General features: G+C 59.4%; 19 protein-coding genes. 12 read left to right on the forward strand and 7 right to left on the reverse strand.

Annotated elements, in window-relative coordinates:
* Positions 1-17 precede the first annotated feature (17 nt).
* Entirely contained in the window at positions 18-1,676 is a 1,659-nt protein-coding gene (locus SYN9616_RS0101120) for an NAD(P)/FAD-dependent oxidoreductase (protein ID WP_028951485.1), read from the forward strand.
* Here SYN9616_RS0101120 and pgeF read toward each other — a convergent pair.
* Genes pgeF through SYN9616_RS0101135 form a run of 3 tightly spaced genes read right to left on the reverse strand, consistent with a single transcriptional unit; the run spans position 1,643 to position 4,616 of the window.
* Positions 1,643-2,476 (reverse strand): peptidoglycan editing factor PgeF, encoded by an 834-nt coding sequence (pgeF, locus tag SYN9616_RS0101125; RefSeq protein ID WP_369791913.1) that lies wholly within the window; start codon positions 2,474-2,476, stop codon positions 1,643-1,645. The genes SYN9616_RS0101120 and pgeF overlap by 34 nt on opposite strands.
* A gap of 5 nt (positions 2,477-2,481) precedes the next feature.
* Positions 2,482-3,363 carry a Tab2 family RNA-binding protein gene (locus SYN9616_RS0101130; protein WP_028951487.1) on the reverse strand — a complete coding sequence of 294 codons (882 nt, stop codon included), beginning with the start codon at positions 3,361-3,363 and terminating at the stop codon, positions 2,482-2,484.
* The gene (locus SYN9616_RS0101135) at positions 3,360-4,616 is read right to left on the reverse strand and encodes a S1 RNA-binding domain-containing protein (RefSeq protein WP_028951488.1); all 1,257 of its coding nucleotides are present in this window, start codon (positions 4,614-4,616) and stop codon (positions 3,360-3,362) included. The genes SYN9616_RS0101130 and SYN9616_RS0101135 overlap by 4 nt, the downstream gene beginning before the upstream one ends.
* Positions 4,617-4,687: 71 nt before the next feature.
* Here SYN9616_RS0101135 and SYN9616_RS0101140 point away from each other — a divergent pair, with 71 nt between their 5' ends.
* From SYN9616_RS0101140 to folE, 6 genes are all read left to right on the forward strand, one after another.
* Entirely contained in the window at positions 4,688-5,506 is an 819-nt protein-coding gene (locus tag SYN9616_RS0101140; protein ID WP_028951489.1) for a creatininase family protein, read from the forward strand.
* Positions 5,507-5,582: 76 nt separating this feature from the next.
* A complete protein-coding gene (locus tag SYN9616_RS0101145) occupies positions 5,583-6,302 on the forward strand; it encodes an aldehyde oxygenase (deformylating) (RefSeq protein ID WP_028951490.1) in 720 nt (239 codons plus the stop codon).
* Between the two features lie 111 nt (positions 6,303-6,413).
* Positions 6,414-7,454 (forward strand): long-chain acyl-[acyl-carrier-protein] reductase, encoded by a 1,041-nt coding sequence (locus SYN9616_RS0101150; RefSeq protein ID WP_028951491.1) that lies wholly within the window; start codon positions 6,414-6,416, stop codon positions 7,452-7,454.
* Positions 7,455-7,464: 10 nt separating this feature from the next.
* Positions 7,465-8,454, forward strand: a complete 990-nt coding sequence (locus SYN9616_RS0101155; protein ID WP_028951492.1) for an acetyl-CoA carboxylase carboxyltransferase subunit alpha — start codon at positions 7,465-7,467, stop codon at positions 8,452-8,454.
* Between the two features lie 24 nt (positions 8,455-8,478).
* Complete coding sequence (locus tag SYN9616_RS0101160) at positions 8,479-9,186, forward strand: SDR family oxidoreductase (protein WP_028951493.1); 708 nt, start codon at positions 8,479-8,481, stop codon at positions 9,184-9,186.
* 9 nt (positions 9,187-9,195) lie between these two features.
* Positions 9,196-9,993 carry a GTP cyclohydrolase I gene (folE, locus tag SYN9616_RS0101165; RefSeq protein WP_028951494.1) on the forward strand — a complete coding sequence of 266 codons (798 nt, stop codon included), beginning with the start codon at positions 9,196-9,198 and terminating at the stop codon, positions 9,991-9,993.
* 71 nt (positions 9,994-10,064) lie between these two features.
* Here folE and SYN9616_RS0101170 read toward each other — a convergent pair whose 3' ends face one another.
* The gene (locus SYN9616_RS0101170; protein WP_028951495.1) at positions 10,065-10,730 is read right to left on the reverse strand and encodes a phosphoribosylanthranilate isomerase; all 666 of its coding nucleotides are present in this window, start codon (positions 10,728-10,730) and stop codon (positions 10,065-10,067) included.
* Between the two features lie 71 nt (positions 10,731-10,801).
* Here SYN9616_RS0101170 and SYN9616_RS0101175 point away from each other — a divergent pair, with 71 nt between their 5' ends.
* Positions 10,802-12,055, forward strand: a complete 1,254-nt coding sequence (locus tag SYN9616_RS0101175) for a site-2 protease family protein (protein ID WP_028951496.1) — start codon at positions 10,802-10,804, stop codon at positions 12,053-12,055.
* Here SYN9616_RS0101175 and SYN9616_RS0101180 read toward each other — a convergent pair.
* Positions 11,998-12,678, reverse strand: coding sequence for a lipoate--protein ligase family protein (locus SYN9616_RS0101180; protein ID WP_369791914.1), 681 nt, complete (start codon positions 12,676-12,678; stop codon positions 11,998-12,000). The genes SYN9616_RS0101175 and SYN9616_RS0101180 overlap by 58 nt on opposite strands.
* A 99-nt stretch (positions 12,679-12,777) precedes the next feature.
* On the opposite strand from SYN9616_RS0101180, the gene SYN9616_RS0101185 reads away from it, so the two are divergent.
* The gene (locus tag SYN9616_RS0101185) at positions 12,778-13,554 is read left to right on the forward strand and encodes a sulfite exporter TauE/SafE family protein (RefSeq protein WP_156918871.1); all 777 of its coding nucleotides are present in this window, start codon (positions 12,778-12,780) and stop codon (positions 13,552-13,554) included.
* 4 nt (positions 13,555-13,558) lie between these two features.
* Here the strand turns inward: SYN9616_RS0101185 and SYN9616_RS0101190 are convergent, their stop codons facing one another.
* On the reverse strand, positions 13,559-14,026 hold the full coding sequence (locus tag SYN9616_RS0101190) for a CRR6 family NdhI maturation factor (protein ID WP_028951499.1): 468 nt from the start codon (positions 14,024-14,026) through the stop codon (positions 13,559-13,561).
* An 84-nt stretch (positions 14,027-14,110) separates the two neighbouring features.
* Here SYN9616_RS0101190 and psaM point away from each other — a divergent pair, with 84 nt between their 5' ends.
* The 3 genes from psaM (at position 14,111) to SYN9616_RS0101205 (ending at position 15,665) form a co-directional block, all read left to right on the forward strand.
* Entirely contained in the window at positions 14,111-14,215 is a 105-nt protein-coding gene (gene psaM / locus SYN9616_RS0101195) for a photosystem I reaction center subunit XII (RefSeq protein ID WP_028951500.1), read from the forward strand.
* 73 nt (positions 14,216-14,288) lie between these two features.
* Positions 14,289-14,645 (forward strand): hypothetical protein, encoded by a 357-nt coding sequence (locus SYN9616_RS0101200; RefSeq protein ID WP_232199865.1) that lies wholly within the window; start codon positions 14,289-14,291, stop codon positions 14,643-14,645.
* A 69-nt stretch (positions 14,646-14,714) separates the two neighbouring features.
* Positions 14,715-15,665, forward strand: coding sequence for a protochlorophyllide reductase (locus SYN9616_RS0101205; RefSeq protein WP_028951502.1), 951 nt, complete (start codon positions 14,715-14,717; stop codon positions 15,663-15,665).
* Here SYN9616_RS0101205 and bchL read toward each other — a convergent pair whose 3' ends face one another.
* Positions 15,666-16,556 carry a ferredoxin:protochlorophyllide reductase (ATP-dependent) iron-sulfur ATP-binding protein gene (bchL, locus tag SYN9616_RS0101210; protein WP_028951503.1) on the reverse strand — a complete coding sequence of 297 codons (891 nt, stop codon included), beginning with the start codon at positions 16,554-16,556 and terminating at the stop codon, positions 15,666-15,668.
* Positions 16,557-16,714 lie beyond the last annotated feature (158 nt).

A 16,714-nucleotide genomic window follows, 5' to 3' on the forward strand; every position in this document is an offset into this window, starting at 1 on the left:
AAGGGGGATGGGATCGAATGCTGAGACTGAGTGAACTTCGCCTCCCCCTTGATCACAGTTCCGATGCCCTTCAGCAGAAGGTTCTGAGTCAGCTCCGCATCCCAGCTGAGCGGCTTCACAAGATTGAGCTGGTGAAACGGAGCATTGATGCGCGCCGTCGGGACCGTATTCAGCTGGTTTACAGCGTGGATGTTGAGGTGGAAGGCGAAGCTTCGCTGCTACGCCGTTATCGCGGCAAAGCTCAAATTCGTCAGGCTCCCGATACGCGCTACAGGCTGACGGCAAAGGCTTCGCCTGAGTCCCTGAAACAACGACCGGTGGTGGTGGGAGCTGGACCCTGTGGCTATTTCGCAGCCCTTTTGTTGGCTCAGATGGGCTTCAAGCCACTGCTGCTTGAGCGGGGGCAACCTGTGAAACAGCGCACGCTTCAGACGTTTGGCTTCTGGCGGGGTCGTTTGCCGTTCGAGCCCGAATCAAATGCGCAATTTGGCGAGGGCGGTGCCGGGACCTTTTCCGATGGCAAGCTTTACAGCCAGATCAGTGATCCTGAGCACTACGGCCGCAAGGTTCTCGAGGAGCTGGTGGCCTGCGGAGCCAGTGAAGAGATCCTGACGATGCACCGTCCCCACATCGGCACCTTCAAGCTCGCCACGGTGGTTCGTGGGCTGAGATCCCGCATTGAAGACCTCGGCGGCGAGGTGCGTTTTTCCAGTCGCGTTGAAGGGTTGCTCTTAGCTCCTTCGGATGGGGGAAAGCCCCATCAACTGGTCGGGCTTCGAATGGCAGACGGGCAGGAGATTCCCTGCCGTCACTGCGTGCTGGCGCCTGGCCACTCAGCCCGCGACGTTTTTCTGATGCTGGAGCGGATCGGTGTGCAACTGGAGCGCAAACCGTTTTCCGTGGGTTTTCGCATCGAGCATCCCCAACCCTTGATTGATCAAGCTCGCTGGGGACCCATGGCGGGGCATCCCCGTCTCGGGGCCGCTGAATACAAGCTCGTTCACCACGCCAGCAATGGCCGCTGCGTTTACAGCTTCTGCATGTGCCCCGGGGGGTTCGTGGTGGGGGCAACCTCCGAGCCAGGCAAGGTTGTGACCAACGGCATGAGCCAGCACTCCCGCAATGAACGCAATGCCAACAGCGGCCTGGTGGTTTCGATCGAACAGGACGACCTTGCCCCCTATGAACGACATCCCGGGGACTCTCTTGCGGGGATCGCCCTGCAACGTGATCTGGAGGAGAGGGCCTTCTGTCTTGGAGGTTCCAGTTATGCCGCCCCTGTGCAGCGCCTCGAGGATTTCCTTGCGGCGCGACCGTCGAAACAGCTCGGCAGCATTACCGCCTCGTATCAGCCGGGTGTGACACCGACAGACCTTGGCTCGGCTTTGCCGTCCGTCCTGATTTCGGCCCTTCGGGAGGCTTTACCGGCCTTTGGACGACGCTTGCAGGGATATGACCACCCCGATGCCGTTCTCACTGCGGTGGAGACCCGGACCTCCTCACCTGTTCGGATTGCAAGGGACAGTGAGCTGGAGTCGTTGAACACGCATGGATTGATTCCTGCTGGGGAGGGGGCTGGCTATGCCGGCGGAATCCTCTCGGCGGGGATTGATGGCATCCGGGCTGCGGAAGCCCTCGCCCTTCAGCTGCTCGATGGTGCTGGTATCGCGGCCTGACTCACGATCCCGCTCCACTGGACAGCTTTCACCTGATCACGTCTCCAGGAGTGGAAGAGTTCAGGGTGTGCGTGCGTGCAGAACGGGCATTGGGCGATCCGCTCGTGCGGTAGTCCCTCCGCAAGAAGTTGCTGCGTTGCTGCACCACGGATGTCGAGGCGGTGCTTCTCTGGCCCTTGATCCTCCAGTAATGAACCGGCTTCTCGAAGCTCTCCCATGCGTTTCGGGCGGTCCTCAGCCTCTTGGTTCAGGCTGTCGCAGATGGCATCCACCACGTCCTGACCAACCTGGTAACGCTCGCCGCTTACGGCCGGTCCAAGGGCCACCAGCATGGTTTCTCGTTTCGCACCGAGCCTTTCAAGACGTTGGATTGCTTCGGGCAAGATCCTCGCGGCCACGCCTCTCCAGCCGGCGTGGCATGCGGCCGCATGCCCGGTGCCAGGGTCAGCGATCAGCACCGGCGTGCAATCGGCCCCGCAGACCCAGAGGCTTTGACCGCCACGGTTGCTGATCAATCCGTCCGCCTCCGGCCATGGTGCCTGGGATGCCTCGCTGGCGTTCAGCACAAGTCCGCTGTGGATCTGTTGAGGCCTGTGCACGCTCACCCCGGCGCTGATGTAGCCAACCAGCTCATCAGGCCCGCGGCCATGCCAAAGGCGAGTGAAGAAGCCATGCTCGAACCCCTCTTCCGTCAGCAGATCGGACTGCAGGTAGTAGCCGCCATAACACCCCACCCATGTCCAGCCATCAAGGGTGTTGAAGCTGCTGTCTGGTCGCTGGAACGGGTCGCTGGAGGTCAAGATCCTCAAAGCATGGGCACATCACGCATCATCCAGAAGCCGGCGAACGACTGCTCCTCAGGATTGGTCTGGATGGCAATGAATTGGAGCCCTTTCACCTGCTCCCTGGCTTTTGTGAACGCCATGTCGATGTCGTTGGCGGCATTCGCCTCGAGATCACTCACGAGCCATCGGTCGTCCTGACCAGCTTCCAGAACAAGCTGCCGTCGGTCCAGCATCAGCCGCACCGGCTCAAGACCTCCCAGCCATCCCGCAACCGCCAAGGCTCTGGACTGGCTGAACAGGCGCAGGCCGGGAACGGACGCGTCATCGTCAATGTCGTCCGGGACAGGGATCAGGCCGCTGAAATCCATCGGCCAGCTTTTGGCTTCCCGCAGCAGTCCCGCCGGGAGTGCTGCCCAGCTCCAGGCATCACCCTGGGCGGCTTCAGGGAGCGGTACTGGGGGAGCAGGCACCGTTGCGGGAGGTGGGGCGAGTGGGCCGGCCATGAATCCCTTCTCTTGGGGATAAACCAGTTGTTCTCGTTCCGTGAGCCAATCGAGCAGGGCGTAGGTGCGCCGACTGGCAATCATCTCGAGATCGAGCTCAGCGGCCGCCCGTTGAACCATCGTGCGCATGGAGCTTCGCCAGCACCGCAGCCGAAGCGGTCGCCCCCATCCCTGGCTTTCAGCATCGGCGACGGCCTCGTTCAGGGCTGCAGCCAGCCACAGCGAATTCACTTCACCGGAGGGACAGCACCGCACGAATTGGAAAAGGCTTCCATCGCCGAAAGCCGGTGGCGTTGTCGTGATCAGCAGTTCCCAGCGCTTGCGTCCGTCCTCCTGGAGGATCGGACGGGAGTAGAAGTCGAGCTCCCAGTCCGTCCCAGTCTTGGCAGGGGATCTCATTCAGCAGCCTGTTCCTGTTGCTGAAGCACGCTCTGGGCACGTGCGGCGCGATCTTCCGCCTCCGCCATCACCTTTTCTTTCTCCACCAGCAGCTCCCCTGGTGGACCCTCCAGCAGCGCGGTGTTCAGAGCGATCCGGCCACGGCCAGGATCCAGTTCGGTGATCATCGCCTTCACCCGGTCCCCCTGATCGAAGACCTCACGGATGGAGCGCAGGCTGCCATTGGTGATCACGGACTGATGCAACAGACCGCTGACACCGCCAAGGTCGATGAACAGCCCATAGGGCTTGACCGCAGCGACCTGACCCTCAACCAACTCGCCGACCTTCAGTTCCTGGAAACGGGCAGCCGTGGCAGCCCGTTTTTCGGAGAGCACAAGTTTGCGGGTCTCCGAGTTCACCTCGAGGAAGGCGACACCAAGCGTTTTGCCGACGAGCTCCTGATGGTTCTCACCGTTCTGGAGCTGGGAGCGGGGGATGAAGCCCCGCAATCCCTCGAGATCGCAGGTGACACCCCCGCGGTTGAAGCCGTTGACGATCACCTGGACGACAAGGCCCTGCTTTTCCATCTCCTTGACCTTGTCCCAGCTCTTGCGCAGGGCCAGCGCACGGCAGCTGATGGTGACCATCCCATCAGCGTTCTGCTCGCGGGTGACCAGCACCTCCACCTCGAGACCCTTTGGAAAGCGCTCGCGGAAGTTGGTAATGACACCAAGGCCCGCTTCGCTCTTGGGCATGAACCCAGGAGCCTTACCCCCGATATCCACGTAAACACCATCACTCTCCAGCCCGATCACCTTGCCTTTGACCACTTCTCCAGTGGTGCCAACCGGTTCGTTTTCATCAAGGGCTGCCAGAAAGGCATCCTCATCGAAGTCGAAATCATCAACACTTCTCGGCCCCCCTGGATCGTCCCGCCGGGAGGGCTTCTGATCCGGCGCGCCGAGCAGATCAGCCATGGTCATGCCGTCCATGGCGCCCATATCAAAAAGCTCCTCATCGCCAGAGGAGTCCGTCGCTGAACCATCGGACGGCCGCGTCGGCGCTGTCAGTCCGGCAGCCTCCTCGAGTTTGCGGGCCTTCTCAGCAGCGGCTTCGGCAGCCTTTCTGGCTTCAGCAGCTTCGCGCTCGAGACGCTCCTGTTCTTCCTGCCGCCGATTGATCTGCATCACCTGCAGCGGCTTACGGGTCGTATCGACAGCCGGTTTCGCTGGCTTGGGCCTGTTGGGCTGCGGACTGCCGGCTGACGCCATGGACCAATCGGGGTCATCGATCGACCAGTCTGACAGTCAGGGCGAGAATGACTACTCCTTGGCCAGCATTGATGAATCGGCCCGATCGCCGCTTCGAACGCCTGAGCCAGCCCAAGGCGGCGGCCGCAGGACGACGACCGGGTTCAACCGTGATCTGGCCTCTGGGGGCCTGTGAACAGCACGGGCCCCAGCTGCCTCTGATCACGGATGCCCTGTTCGCCGACAGGATTCTTGACGAAGTCCTGAATCGTTTGCCCCCGGATTGTCCGATCTGGCGTTTACCGGTGCAGGCAATCGGCTTCTCACCAGAGCATGGCGATTTCCCAGGCACCCTCAGCCTGCCTGCGGACCTGTTGATTCATCTGCTGCAGAGCGTCGGCTCGCAGTTGGCTGCGATGGGATTCCAGCGGCTGGTGTTGTTCAACGCCCATGGCGGACAGATCGCTCTCCTTCAGGTGGCAGCTCGCCAGCTGCGTTGTCTGGCCCCGTCGATGGCCGTCCTGCCCTGTTTCATCTGGAGCGGAGTTGATGGTCTCGAAACGCTCTTGCCTCAGGTGGAACTTGAGCAGGGGCTCCATGCCGGCCTTGCTGAGACCAGCCTGATGCTGCATCTCGCCCCCGAACTCGTGGGTCCAGACCGTCCTGTGGATGGTCTCTCAGCGCCCGGGCCCGTTCCTCAGGCTCCGGAAGGATGGTCCCTTGAGGGTGCAGCTCCTTGCGCCTGGCTGACGTCGGATCTCAGTGAGACAGGGGTGATCGGTGACAGCCGGGGATCCTCCGAAGAGCTCGGTGAAGCCCTTGAAAACAGACTTGTGGCCCACTGGCATGGGCTCCTGGAGTCGCTTCTGAATTCCGATTGGCCACCGATGAAAAGAACAGACGCGTCCTGAACTGAGAACCCTGAGGTCCAAGAGTTAAGGAATGCTGGTTATTCTCGGATCCACAAAACGTGGTGAGCTCCGTTCTATGACGACCCTCAATGCACCTGTGGCTGCTGTGATGGAGGGCCAGGATGCGCTGCCGGACTTCACAACCGCGGCTTACAAGGATGCATACAGCCGCATCAACGCCATTGTCATCGAGGGTGAGCAGGAGGCTCATGACAACTACATCTCACTGGGAACACTGATTCCCGATCAGGCTGATGAGCTCAATAAGCTCGCTCGCATGGAGATGAAGCACATGAAGGGCTTCACCTCCTGTGGACGCAATCTCGGCGTCAAAGCCGACATGGAGTTCGCCAAAACATTCTTCGAACCCCTGCACGGAAATTTTCAGGCTGCAATGAAGGAGGGCAAGGTTGTTACCTGCCTGCTCATTCAGGCGTTGTTGATTGAAGCTTTTGCTATCTCGGCTTATCACATTTATATCCCCGTTGCTGATCCTTTTGCCCGCAAGATCACCGAGGGGGTGGTAAAGGATGAATACACCCATCTCAACTACGGGCAGGAGTGGTTGAAAGCCAATTTCGAAGCCAGCAAGGACGAGCTCTTCGAAGCCAACAAGGCCAACCTGCCACTGATCCGCTCGATGCTTGAGGAGGTGTCTGCTGATGCTGCAGTGCTTCACATGGAAAAGGAGGATCTGATCGAGGACTTCCTGATCGCCTACCAGGAAGCACTCTCTGAAATCGGCTTCAGCTCGAGGGACATTGCCCGGATGGCTGCTGCAGCCTTGTCGGTCTGATCCCATACGGCCGGTTTTAAACCGGTTCCCCAAGGGGCACGTACGCGCCATTGCTCCCGCCATGGGAGCATGGGCGGTCGGGACTTGTCCCATGGATTTTCATCGCGCGGCATGTTTGGTCTGATCGGACACTCCACGAGTTTCGAGGCAGCCCGCCGCAAGGCGCAGGAGCTCGGGTTCGACCACATCGCGGAAGGTGATCTGGATGTCTGGTGCAGTGCTCCTCCCCAGTTGGTTGAGCATGTCGAGATGACGAGTCCTGTCGGAACCCGCATCAAGGGTGCCTATATCGATTCATGTTTCGTGCCGGAGATGCTGAGCCGTTTCAAAACGGCACGGCGGAAGGTGTTGAACGCCATGGAGCTGGCTCAGAAAAAGGGCATCAACATCACGGCTCTCGGCGGATTCACTTCAATTATTTTCGAGAATTTCAACCTGCTTCAACACAAAACCGTCCGGAGCACTACTCTGGAATGGGAGCGGTTCACCACAGGCAATACCCATACAGCCTGGGTGATTTGTCGCCAGGTTGAAAACAATGCTCCGTCCCTTGGCATCGATTTGAAAAAAGCCAAAGTGGCGGTTGTGGGTGCCACAGGTGATATTGGTAGTGCGGTCTGTCGATGGCTCACGGCTCGCACCGGCGTGGGAGAGCTGCTTCTCGTTGCCCGCCAGCAACAACCTCTGGTCGATCTCCAGCAGGAACTTGGTGGAGGGCGTGTTCTCAGCCTGGACGAGGCATTGCCGGAGGCTGATGTGGTGGTTTGGGTGGCCAGCATGCCGCGAACACTCCACATCGATCACGAACGCCTTCGCAAGCCCTGTCTGATGATTGATGGTGGCTACCCGAAGAATCTGGATGCCAAGGTCGCCGGAGGTGACATCCGTGTCCTCAAGGGCGGCATCGTCGAGTTTTGTCGGGATATCGGCTGGTCAATGATGCAACTTGCCGAGATGGAGAAGCCCCAACGGCAGATGTTCGCCTGCTTCGCAGAGGCCATGCTGCTTGAATTCGAGCAGTGCCACACAAATTTCAGCTGGGGGAGAAACAACATCACTCTCGAGAAGATGGATTTCATCGGAGCGGCCTCTGTTCGCCACGGTTTTTCAACCCTCAACCTGCAGCCCAAGCTCCACGCCGCCGCCGCCTGATTCCGCCGCCATGCCCCGACGCCCCCTGCTCGAGTTTGAAAAGCCTCTGGTGGAGCTGGAGCAACAGATCGATCAGATCCGCCAGCTGGCCCGCGATTCCGAGGTGGATGTCAGTCAGCAGCTGCTCCAGCTCGAAACCTTGGCTGAACGCCGCCGTCAGGAGATTTTCCAGGGGCTCACACCGGCCCAGAAAATTCAGGTGGCTCGACACCCCCATCGGCCCAGCACGTTGGATTTCATCCAGATGTTCTGCGACGACTGGATTGAATTGCATGGTGATCGCCGCGGCAATGACGATCAGGCCCTCGTTGGAGGTGTGGGGCGTCTGGGCGATCAGCCCGTGCTGCTGATTGGGCACCAGAAGGGTCGAGACACGAAAGAAAATGTGGCGAGGAATTTCGGTATGGCCACGCCGGGTGGGTATCGCAAAGCCTTGCGCCTGATGGATCATGCCGATCGATTTCGGCTGCCGATCCTGACGTTCATCGACACACCGGGCGCTTACGCCGGCCTGCAGGCGGAGGAGCAAGGACAGGGTGAGGCGATTGCGGTGAACCTCCGCGAAATGTTCAGACTCAGGGTTCCAGTGATTGCAACGGTGATCGGCGAGGGAGGCTCGGGTGGCGCGCTTGGGATCGGGGTCGCCGATCGTTTGCTCATGTTTGAGCACAGCGTGTACACAGTCGCCAGTCCTGAAGCCTGTGCGTCGATCCTCTGGAGAGACGCTGGGAAGGCTCCAGAGGCTGCAGAAGCTTTGAGAATCACAGGGTCAGATTTGTTGGGTCTCGGGGTGGTGGATGAAGTTCTGCCCGAACCCTCTGGAGGCAACAACTGGGCGCCACTTGAGGCTGGTCAGACCCTTAGAGCCGCACTGGAGCGTCACCTTGCCGAGCTCCTTCTGTTGTCTGGCCAACAGCTTAGAGAAGGCCGTTACCGCAAATTCCGTTCAATGGGGCGTTTTATTGAAAATAAGTCACACCAGGCCGAGCTTGCTGCTTAAGGTATGAGGGTTTTCTGACGCAACTTGCCCACAGCCTTCATTACTGGAGCAAGTCGCGGCATTGGCCGCCGCACGGCTGAACTCCTGGCCTCCCATGGCTGGGACCTTCTGCTCACCGCTCGCAACAGAGAGCAACTTGATGCCCTGCGGGACAATCTCAAAGGGATGTCCGGATCCATCCACTGTGAGCCAGCTGATCTCACAGATCCGGACGCCATTGCATCGGCGATGGCCCGGCTGCTGAGCCAGGGCAATACGCCCTCAGTGCTCATCAACAATGCCGGTGCTGCCTACACGGGGGATCTACTGGCTATGCCATTGGATCGATGGCAATGGTTGCTTCAGCTCAACCTCACCAGCGTCATGCAGGTGTGTTCAGCCGTTGTTCCATCCATGCGCTCGAAAGGCGGACTGGTGATCAACGTCAGCAGCCACGCTGCACACAATGCATTTCCGCAGTGGGGGGCCTACAGCGTCACCAAAGCTGCGTTGGTGCGCTTCACCCGTTGCCTGGCTGCTGAGGAGCGGACCCACGGCGTTCGTGCCTGCACCCTCACCCTTGGTGCTGTGGATTCATCCCTCTGGGACGAAGAAACCGTACAAAGTGATTTCGATCGTCGTGCCATGCTCACGGTCGATCAAGCAGCAAGTGCCCTTGTGCACTTGGCCCAGCAGCCCACCAATCAGGTCATCGAAGACCTCACCCTGATGCCGTCCATCGGCGCCTTCTGAAGACTCCTAATGACATCTACCGTCCCATTCGTCTCCAATGGCGCTGCCCGTAACGGCAATGGCAATGGCAACGGCAACGGCCATGCAAAAAGCGCTGCAAACGCAAATGCATCAAGCCTGAACACAGCAATTTCCGTTCGTATACAAGAGCGCCTCAGGGAAGCGGGGGTGTCCTTCCTCGCGAACGACAACATTTCTGCCCAGATCGAGCCAGGAGAGCTGGCTCAGCTCGAAGTTGAGGTGGCTGACAGAGTTCGGGAGCTGTTGCGCAGCCTGGTGATCGATATCGACAATGATCACAACACCCATGAGACTGCTGAGCGAGTTGCTCGCATGTACCTCCACGAGGTGTTCAAGGGCCGCTATCACCATCAACCCAAGGTGGCCAGCTTCCCCAACGTGAAGCGGCTGGATGAGATTTACACAGTTGGTCCGATCACAGTGCGCTCAGCCTGTTCCCACCATCTGGTGCCGATCATGGGTAACTGCTGGATCGGTATCAAACCCGGTTCCCGTGTGATTGGTCTTTCTAAATTCACCCGTGTGGCGGATTGGGTGTTCTCAAGGCCTCATATCCAGGAAGAGGCCGTCATGATTCTGGCCGATGAAATTGAGAAACTCTGCGAGCCCCAAGGTCTTGGCATCATTATCAAAGCGCAGCACTACTGCATGAAATGGAGAGGTGTCAGAGAGCCTCAAACCAGCATGGTTAACTCCGTTGTGCGCGGAGATTTTCGACACGATTCGAGCCTCAAGCAGGAATTCTTCGAGCTCGTGCGTCAACAGGAAGCTTTGCTGAGCACCTGATCCCTTCCCGTGATTGATGGCTAGATCACAGCCTGAACAGTTGGTTTTGATTCTCGTTTAGGGGCTCAACTTCAACTGTTCTGTTTTACGGCTTCGATTAAATCTCTGACCTTCTCAAGATTTTTTCTGCCCGGAAAGTCTTCCAGTCGGCTGGAGGCGTCGAGGCCATCGGGGTTGACCCGATTCAGCAGGTCCGGAATCCATTCAGCACTGATTCCTCCTGCCAGCCACCAGGGCAGGGGAAGTTCAACAGTATTCAGACCGTCGAGGGAGAGACGGTGACCAGTCCCCCCCAGCTGATCAGGGCTCCAGGCATCCAGCAGCAGGGAATCAACGGATTGCGCGTAACCCTCCAGGCTGTGCAAATCCTGAGACGAACGCAGCCGCAGGGCTTTCCACCAGTTCACCCGAGGATGCCGTCGTTTCAGAGCCATGCACCGCTCTGGCAACTCACCTCCGTGCAGCTGAACCACCGTCGGAGTTCCCTCGCCCTCGAGAGCAGCGTCTAGCGAATCGTCATCCATGTCGGCCACAACCCAGACCCGTTGAACGTCGTTTGCGTTCTGCTCCAAAGCCTTAAAGATCTCTCGGCGCAGTGGCTCTGCAACAAACCGCGGCGTTCCGGCGACACCGATCACGCCAATGGCATCAGCACCGATAGCTGCGATCGAGAGGGCTTGCTCAGGATCCGTGATGCCGCAGATTTTCACGGCGGGCTTGGATCGGTTTTCGCGCAAGGAGATCAACGTGTGCCCTCCCTAGGATCGGGTAGGAATCGTCGCTCAGGCGACAACAAACGGATACTGACGTGGGAGAGGGCTGGGAGCTACTCAAGATTCGCGGAATCCCCCTGAGGGTTCACCCCAGCTGGTTTGTGATTCTCGCGCTGACCACGGTGATGTTCCAGGCTCAGTTGTCGGCAGGTGTCGGCGCAGGGCTGGCCGTTGGAGTGACCTGGGGGATCGGACTGCTGACCGCACTGTTGATGTTCGTCTCCGTTCTCCTGCATGAACTGGGGCATTCCCTTGTGGCTCTTCATGAGGGAGTGAAAGTCCGCAGCATCACCCTGTTCTTGATGGGCGGTGTGGCCAGGGTTGAGAAGGAATGCAGCACCGCGATGGGCTCTCTGCGGGTGGCGGCGGCTGGCCCCCTTGTGAGCCTTGTTTTGGCCGGACTCCTTCTGCTGTCAGCCCCTTCGATTCAATCGGTCAATCCCCTGCTGGCCAATTTGTGCAGCCAGCTGGGAGGCCTCAATCTGGTTCTGGCGTTGTTCAACCTGTTGCCTGGTCTCCCCTTGGACGGGGGCCTGATCCTGAAATCACTCGTTTGGCAGTTCACAGGTAGCCGAAGTCGCGGCGTGCAGGTCGCCACAGCGTCGGGTCGGGCTCTGGCCCTAACAGCAATTGTTCTCGGGCTTTACCTGTTTTTGGTCGCCAAAAGTGGCGGTGGTCTCTGGCTGATGCTGTTGGGGTGGTTTGGGCTGGGGGCCAATCGAGGTCAGACCCAGATGCTGGTGTTGCAGAAGGTGCTTCAGGACGTCTCCGTGTCCGAGGCAACCAGCCGTCGCTTTCGCGTCCTTGAGTCTGATCAACCGCTGAGACGGCTCAGCCAGATTCGGCTCCAGGATGCTGAGGGCCAGCGTGGCCAGGACTGGATCCTGATCTGTCGAGCCGGTCGCTGGATCGGATGGGTTGATGATCAGCCTTTGCGCGATCTGCCAGTTCAGCAATGGGACCGGCAGAGTCTTGAAGATCACCTGAAACCCCTGGACCAGTTGCCATCCATTGCCGATAAGGCCCCACTTTGGCAAGCGGTGAAGGCTCTGGAGCAGGCTCCTGACGGGCGCTTGTTGGTTTTCAGCCCCGCTGGGCTTCCGTCCGGGACGATTGATCGTATGGATGTCGGGGAAGCCGTTCTACAGAAACTGGGCGTTCGCCTCCCACCACCGATTCTTGAGGAGGCTCGCAAGCAGAATGCTTACCCACTGGGTCTGGTCATGCTTCCTCAGGTGGTGGAGACCATGCAGGCATCCGAGTCTGATCTGGCCCGCGAAAGCGCTTGACGTTCCTGCGCGTCCAGGCCCTGTTCCTGCCACGCCAGCGTCGACCAGTTTCGCTGCAGCGATCCCTGTAGATATCGATCCAGACCAGCGCGGGGAATCGAAGCGGGAGCGGCGGCGGGGGCATCTTCTCCGAAGACGTCCTGCCACAGCGGTGCGGGAGGATCGAGCAAGATTTCACCGTGTTGCAAAAGCCGCCCGTGCAGCCAGCGCTGGGCACTGCCGATGCGTTTGACCCCGCCGTCGTCGACCAGATCGGCCGCTGTGGAGCGGGCAAAACAGTTGATTCCCTCGTTCAGGGCTGCTTGATCGCCGAAGTGGAGACGCACCCCTAGCTGTTGAAAGCCATCGATCAGCCACTGGCAGGCTTCTCGGTAGGCCTCATGCCGTCGTCGTGGTGCTTGCGGCCAAATCAAGGCATAGGTGAGGCCACCGGAATGCAGAACTGCTCGGCCTCCACTGGGCCGGCGCACCAGAGACAAACGCCCGGCGTTGGCTAAGTCATTCCAGTGAAGGGGCCAGTGTTTTTGGTGCCGTCCTAGCGACAGCCAGGGGCCGCTCCAGCGATAGAAGCGGAGAATCGGAGTGGTGTGGCTGCGCTCCAGTAACAGCGTGTCGATCGCCATCTGCTCGTGCCCATCGCTGCACAGCGTTGGCAGGAATCGTCCAGTTGCCCCATCGCTCGTCATGCTGGAGATCCTGATCGAGATGACGCTGTGCTCGAGCTGCCATGGTGGGACATCCCTTTGTTGATTGCTCTGGGGCTGTTCGCCGGCGGGTTGGCAGGTCTTTTGGGAATCGGTGGCGGACTGATTTTTGCGCCGTTGCTTCTCTTGCTGGACTTTCCACCTCATCAGGCACTGGCCACCAGCAGTTTCGCCATCGTTCCGACGGCCCTTTCCGGAGCCCTGACGCACTTGCGCAGCGGCACGATTCCGCAGCGATCAGGCCTTGCGATTGGGCTGGCCGCCTTTGGGGCTGCTCTGCTCTTCGGCGGTTTGGCAGGAGGGGTTTCCGGTTGGCTGCTCGTCGCACTGCAGACGGTGATTTACGTCGTCCTTGCATTTGCCGTGCGCGTGCGTCCGGAGCAGGAGGTGACAAGCGACGAAGAAACTGAGGAATTGGAGAAGAAGGCGCCGTTTCTGGCAGGAGCGGGCTGCATCGCCGGCTGGACCGCCGGGATGTTGGGTCTTGGCGGAGGTTTGGTGATGGTCCCTTTGATGAATGGGCCAATGGGCGTGCCCATTCATGCCGCTGTTCGGCTCAGCACGCTGGCAGTGTTTTGTTCGGCCACTGCAGCATCCCTTCAGTTCCTGCATGAGGGGACAGGTGAGCCTTTGACAGGACTCCTCCTCGGCGGGGTGGCTGCTCTGGCGGCCCGATGGACGTCAAGTCGCCTTGATCAATTCGATTCAGCGTTTCTGGTGCGCCTCTTGAGAGGACTGGCGATCGTGCTGGCCATCGACAGCAGTCGACGGGCCCTGCACCTCTGGCTGGGCTGAACGTTCAGATCAGCAGCGACCAGAAGCTGTCGTCCAACTCGTAGCCCAGGGCGGCAGCCATCTGGGACAGATTGCCTCGCATTGAGCGGCCATGGGCGCGGCAGAGATCATCGAGATGCATCAACCGGTGGGTGATCCACAGTTCCAAAGCCTGCGGCTCGAAACGCAGTCCTTCCGTTCGGCTGAAATCGTGGGGGACCACCATCGCCACATGGCGAATCAGGCTGCCGTTGTCACGCTCGAGCAGCAGTGGCAGCCAAGGGAACCGGGCATCTGCCCGCAGGGCCCAGAGACGAGGCTCTGGACATTCCGCCAGCTCTCGTGGATCCTCTGGATCACGGGGCCAGTCAAACCGCAGCTCCAGAACTGGGCCCAGATCAAGCAGGTCGTTCAGGGGTGCTTCCATGCTGGCGGCCAGCGGGCTGAGGTCCAGTTGCCGGATGGCTGCGGCTTTGATCAGAACCGGATCCATGGTCTGGTGTGACAGGCCTTTGCGAATGATGGCGTGTCGCGGTGTCTGTGAAGAACAATGAGGTCGTTTCCAGCATGCGTTTCCATGGACACCGCCCTCACTTCGCCTGAGATTTTTATCGCTCTTGTGGTCGCTGCCCATGCTGCGGTGCTGGCCCTCAGGCTGTCGATCAGCTTGTACGAAGCCTGATCTGCCAAACGGTGAATCAAAGCCTTGGCAGCTCAGGTCCGCTGCGTTAGAAGCGGGACTCTGTCTTCAGCTGTTGGCTGCGTCAACTGCGCCACGACCATCATCGTCAGCCGTCGATGCCGCCACCCTGGCGGCATCGATCCAGAAGCAGACGGATCAACGGGAGTTGCATTGCAGTGTGATGGCTCTGGCCGTCAAGTTGGGGCTGGTGCTATTGGGGTGCGTGAGCATCGTTCGTTTGTCGGGTGCTTACCAGGAGCGGTTGGACCGGCACGGAGAAATCGACGCTGTTGTGACCGTGGAGACGGCCAAATTGCAATCGCTCCAACAGCGGTTTGACCGCTTGTTCAGCATCGGTGGTGAGAAGCGGCTTCTCGGAGAGCAGGACCAGTGGATCGCTCCGAATCGCGTGCGGATTATCTGGCGCTGAGATTCGTGACCGCCATCGGAGCTCGGTGCTGCTGAACGGCAGACTGACTCCCTTCAATCGCCTGGCCAGATGGGGACCACCGGGACTGTTCTGATTACGGGTACAACGTCGGGGGTTGGTCTCAACGCCACCCGTGCCCTCGTGAACCAGGGGTGGACGGTGATCACAGCCAACCGAAGCCCTCAGCGTGCTGCCGCAGCCGCCGATGCACTGGATCTTCCCAAGCAGCGGCTGACCCATGTGCTGATGGATCTTGGTGACCTGGACAGTGTTCGCAACGCCGTTGCTGAGCTGCCAGCTTCGTTGGATGCACTGCTTTGCAATGCCGCTGTATACAAGCCGAAGTTGAAGCAACCGGAGCGCTCACCGCAGGGTTACGAGATCTCGATGGCGACCAATCACCTCGGTCATTTCCTGCTGATTCAGCTGCTCATGGATCGGATCAAGGTTTCCAGCCACCCCTCCAGACGTGTCGTGATCCTTGGCACGGTGACGGCCAATTCCAAGGAGCTGGGCGGCAAGATCCCGATCCCTGCGCCGGCTGACCTCGGAGACCTCTCCGGATTTGAAGCGGGCTTTCAGGATCCGATCAGCATGGCCAGCGGTAAGGGGTTCAAGCCCGGCAAGGCTTACAAAGACAGCAAGCTGTGCAACATGATCACCACCCAGGAACTGCACAGGCGTCTGCATACGGAGACGGGGATCTCATTCACCTCTCTCTATCCGGGCTGCGTTGCCGATACGCCGTTGTTCCGCAACACGCCAAAGGCGTTTCAAACCATCTTCCCCTGGTTCCAGAAGAACATCACAGGTGGCTATGTCTCTCAGGCCCTGGCTGGCGAGCGCGTGGCCCAGGTGGTTGCTGATCCGGATTTCGCGGAGTCCGGAGTCCACTGGAGCTGGGGCAATCGCCAGACCAAGGATGGTCTGCAATTCAGCCAGGAACTCTCAGAGAAAGCCACCGATCCTGAGACGGCCCAACGGGTGTGGGACCTCTCGCTTCGGCTGGTGGGCCTTTAATCAGTCAAAGCCCAGCAGGTCGAAGATCTCTCGGTCCTTGAGAGATGTGGCCTCCAGCGGCTCAACCTTGTCCAGCATGTTCTGGGCGAGGCGCAGGTACTCCTCGCGGACAGCTTGGACTGCTTCATCGTCATCGTCCATTTCAAAGATGGTGCACTTCTTCAGGCGTGAGCGTCTGATGGCATCCACATCCTTGAAGTGGGCCATGGTGCGCAAACCGGTGCGGGCATTGAACTTGTCGATCTGATCCGTGTCCGCTGAGCGGTTGGCGACGACACCACCGAGACGCACTTTGTAGTTCTTGGCCTTGGCCTGAATCGCCTGAACAATTCGATTCATCGCGAAGATTGAATCAAAGTCGTTGGCCGTCACGATCAGGCAGTAGTTCGCATGTTGCAGGGGGGCTGCGAAGCCGCCGCACACCACATCGCCGAGAACATCGAAGATCACCACGTCCGTGTCCTCCAGCAGGTGGTGTTCCTTGAGCAGCTTCACCGTCTGCCCGGTCACATAGCCCCCACACCCTGTTCCAGCTGGTGGGCCACCACTTTCAACACACTGCACACCGTTGAAGCCGGTGAACACGAAGTCTTCCGGTCGCAACTCTTCGCTGTGGAAGTCGACCTCTTCCAGAATGTCGATCACCGTCGGCACCATCTTGTGGGTGAGGGTGAAGGTGCTGTCGTGCTTGGGATCACATCCGATCTGGAGGACCCGCTTGCCCAGTTTTGAAAAGGCAGCAGACAGGTTGGATGACGTGGTGGATTTACCGATCCCACCTTTGCCGTAGACGGCGATCACCAGGGTTTCCTCCTGGATGTTCAGCGCTGGGTCCTGATGGACCTGCACACTGCCTTCACCGTCCGATGGCCGCGTCAGGGTCGTGGTCATGCAGCGACCTTCACAAGAGGAGTTGGTTTCATTCAACAGCAGCACATGTGCGCTGGCTGGGTTCCACCAAGAATCGAAAGATCTGCGCGGGAATCGGCATCCAAGGTTGCTATTTTCTGGCGCTGAGAGACTGAAAATAAGTGAAGATACTCAGGTTT

The sequence above is a fragment of the Synechococcus sp. CC9616 genome (assembly GCF_000515235.1).
In the GTDB taxonomy this organism is placed as follows: Bacteria; Cyanobacteriota; Cyanobacteriia; order PCC-6307; family Cyanobiaceae; genus Parasynechococcus.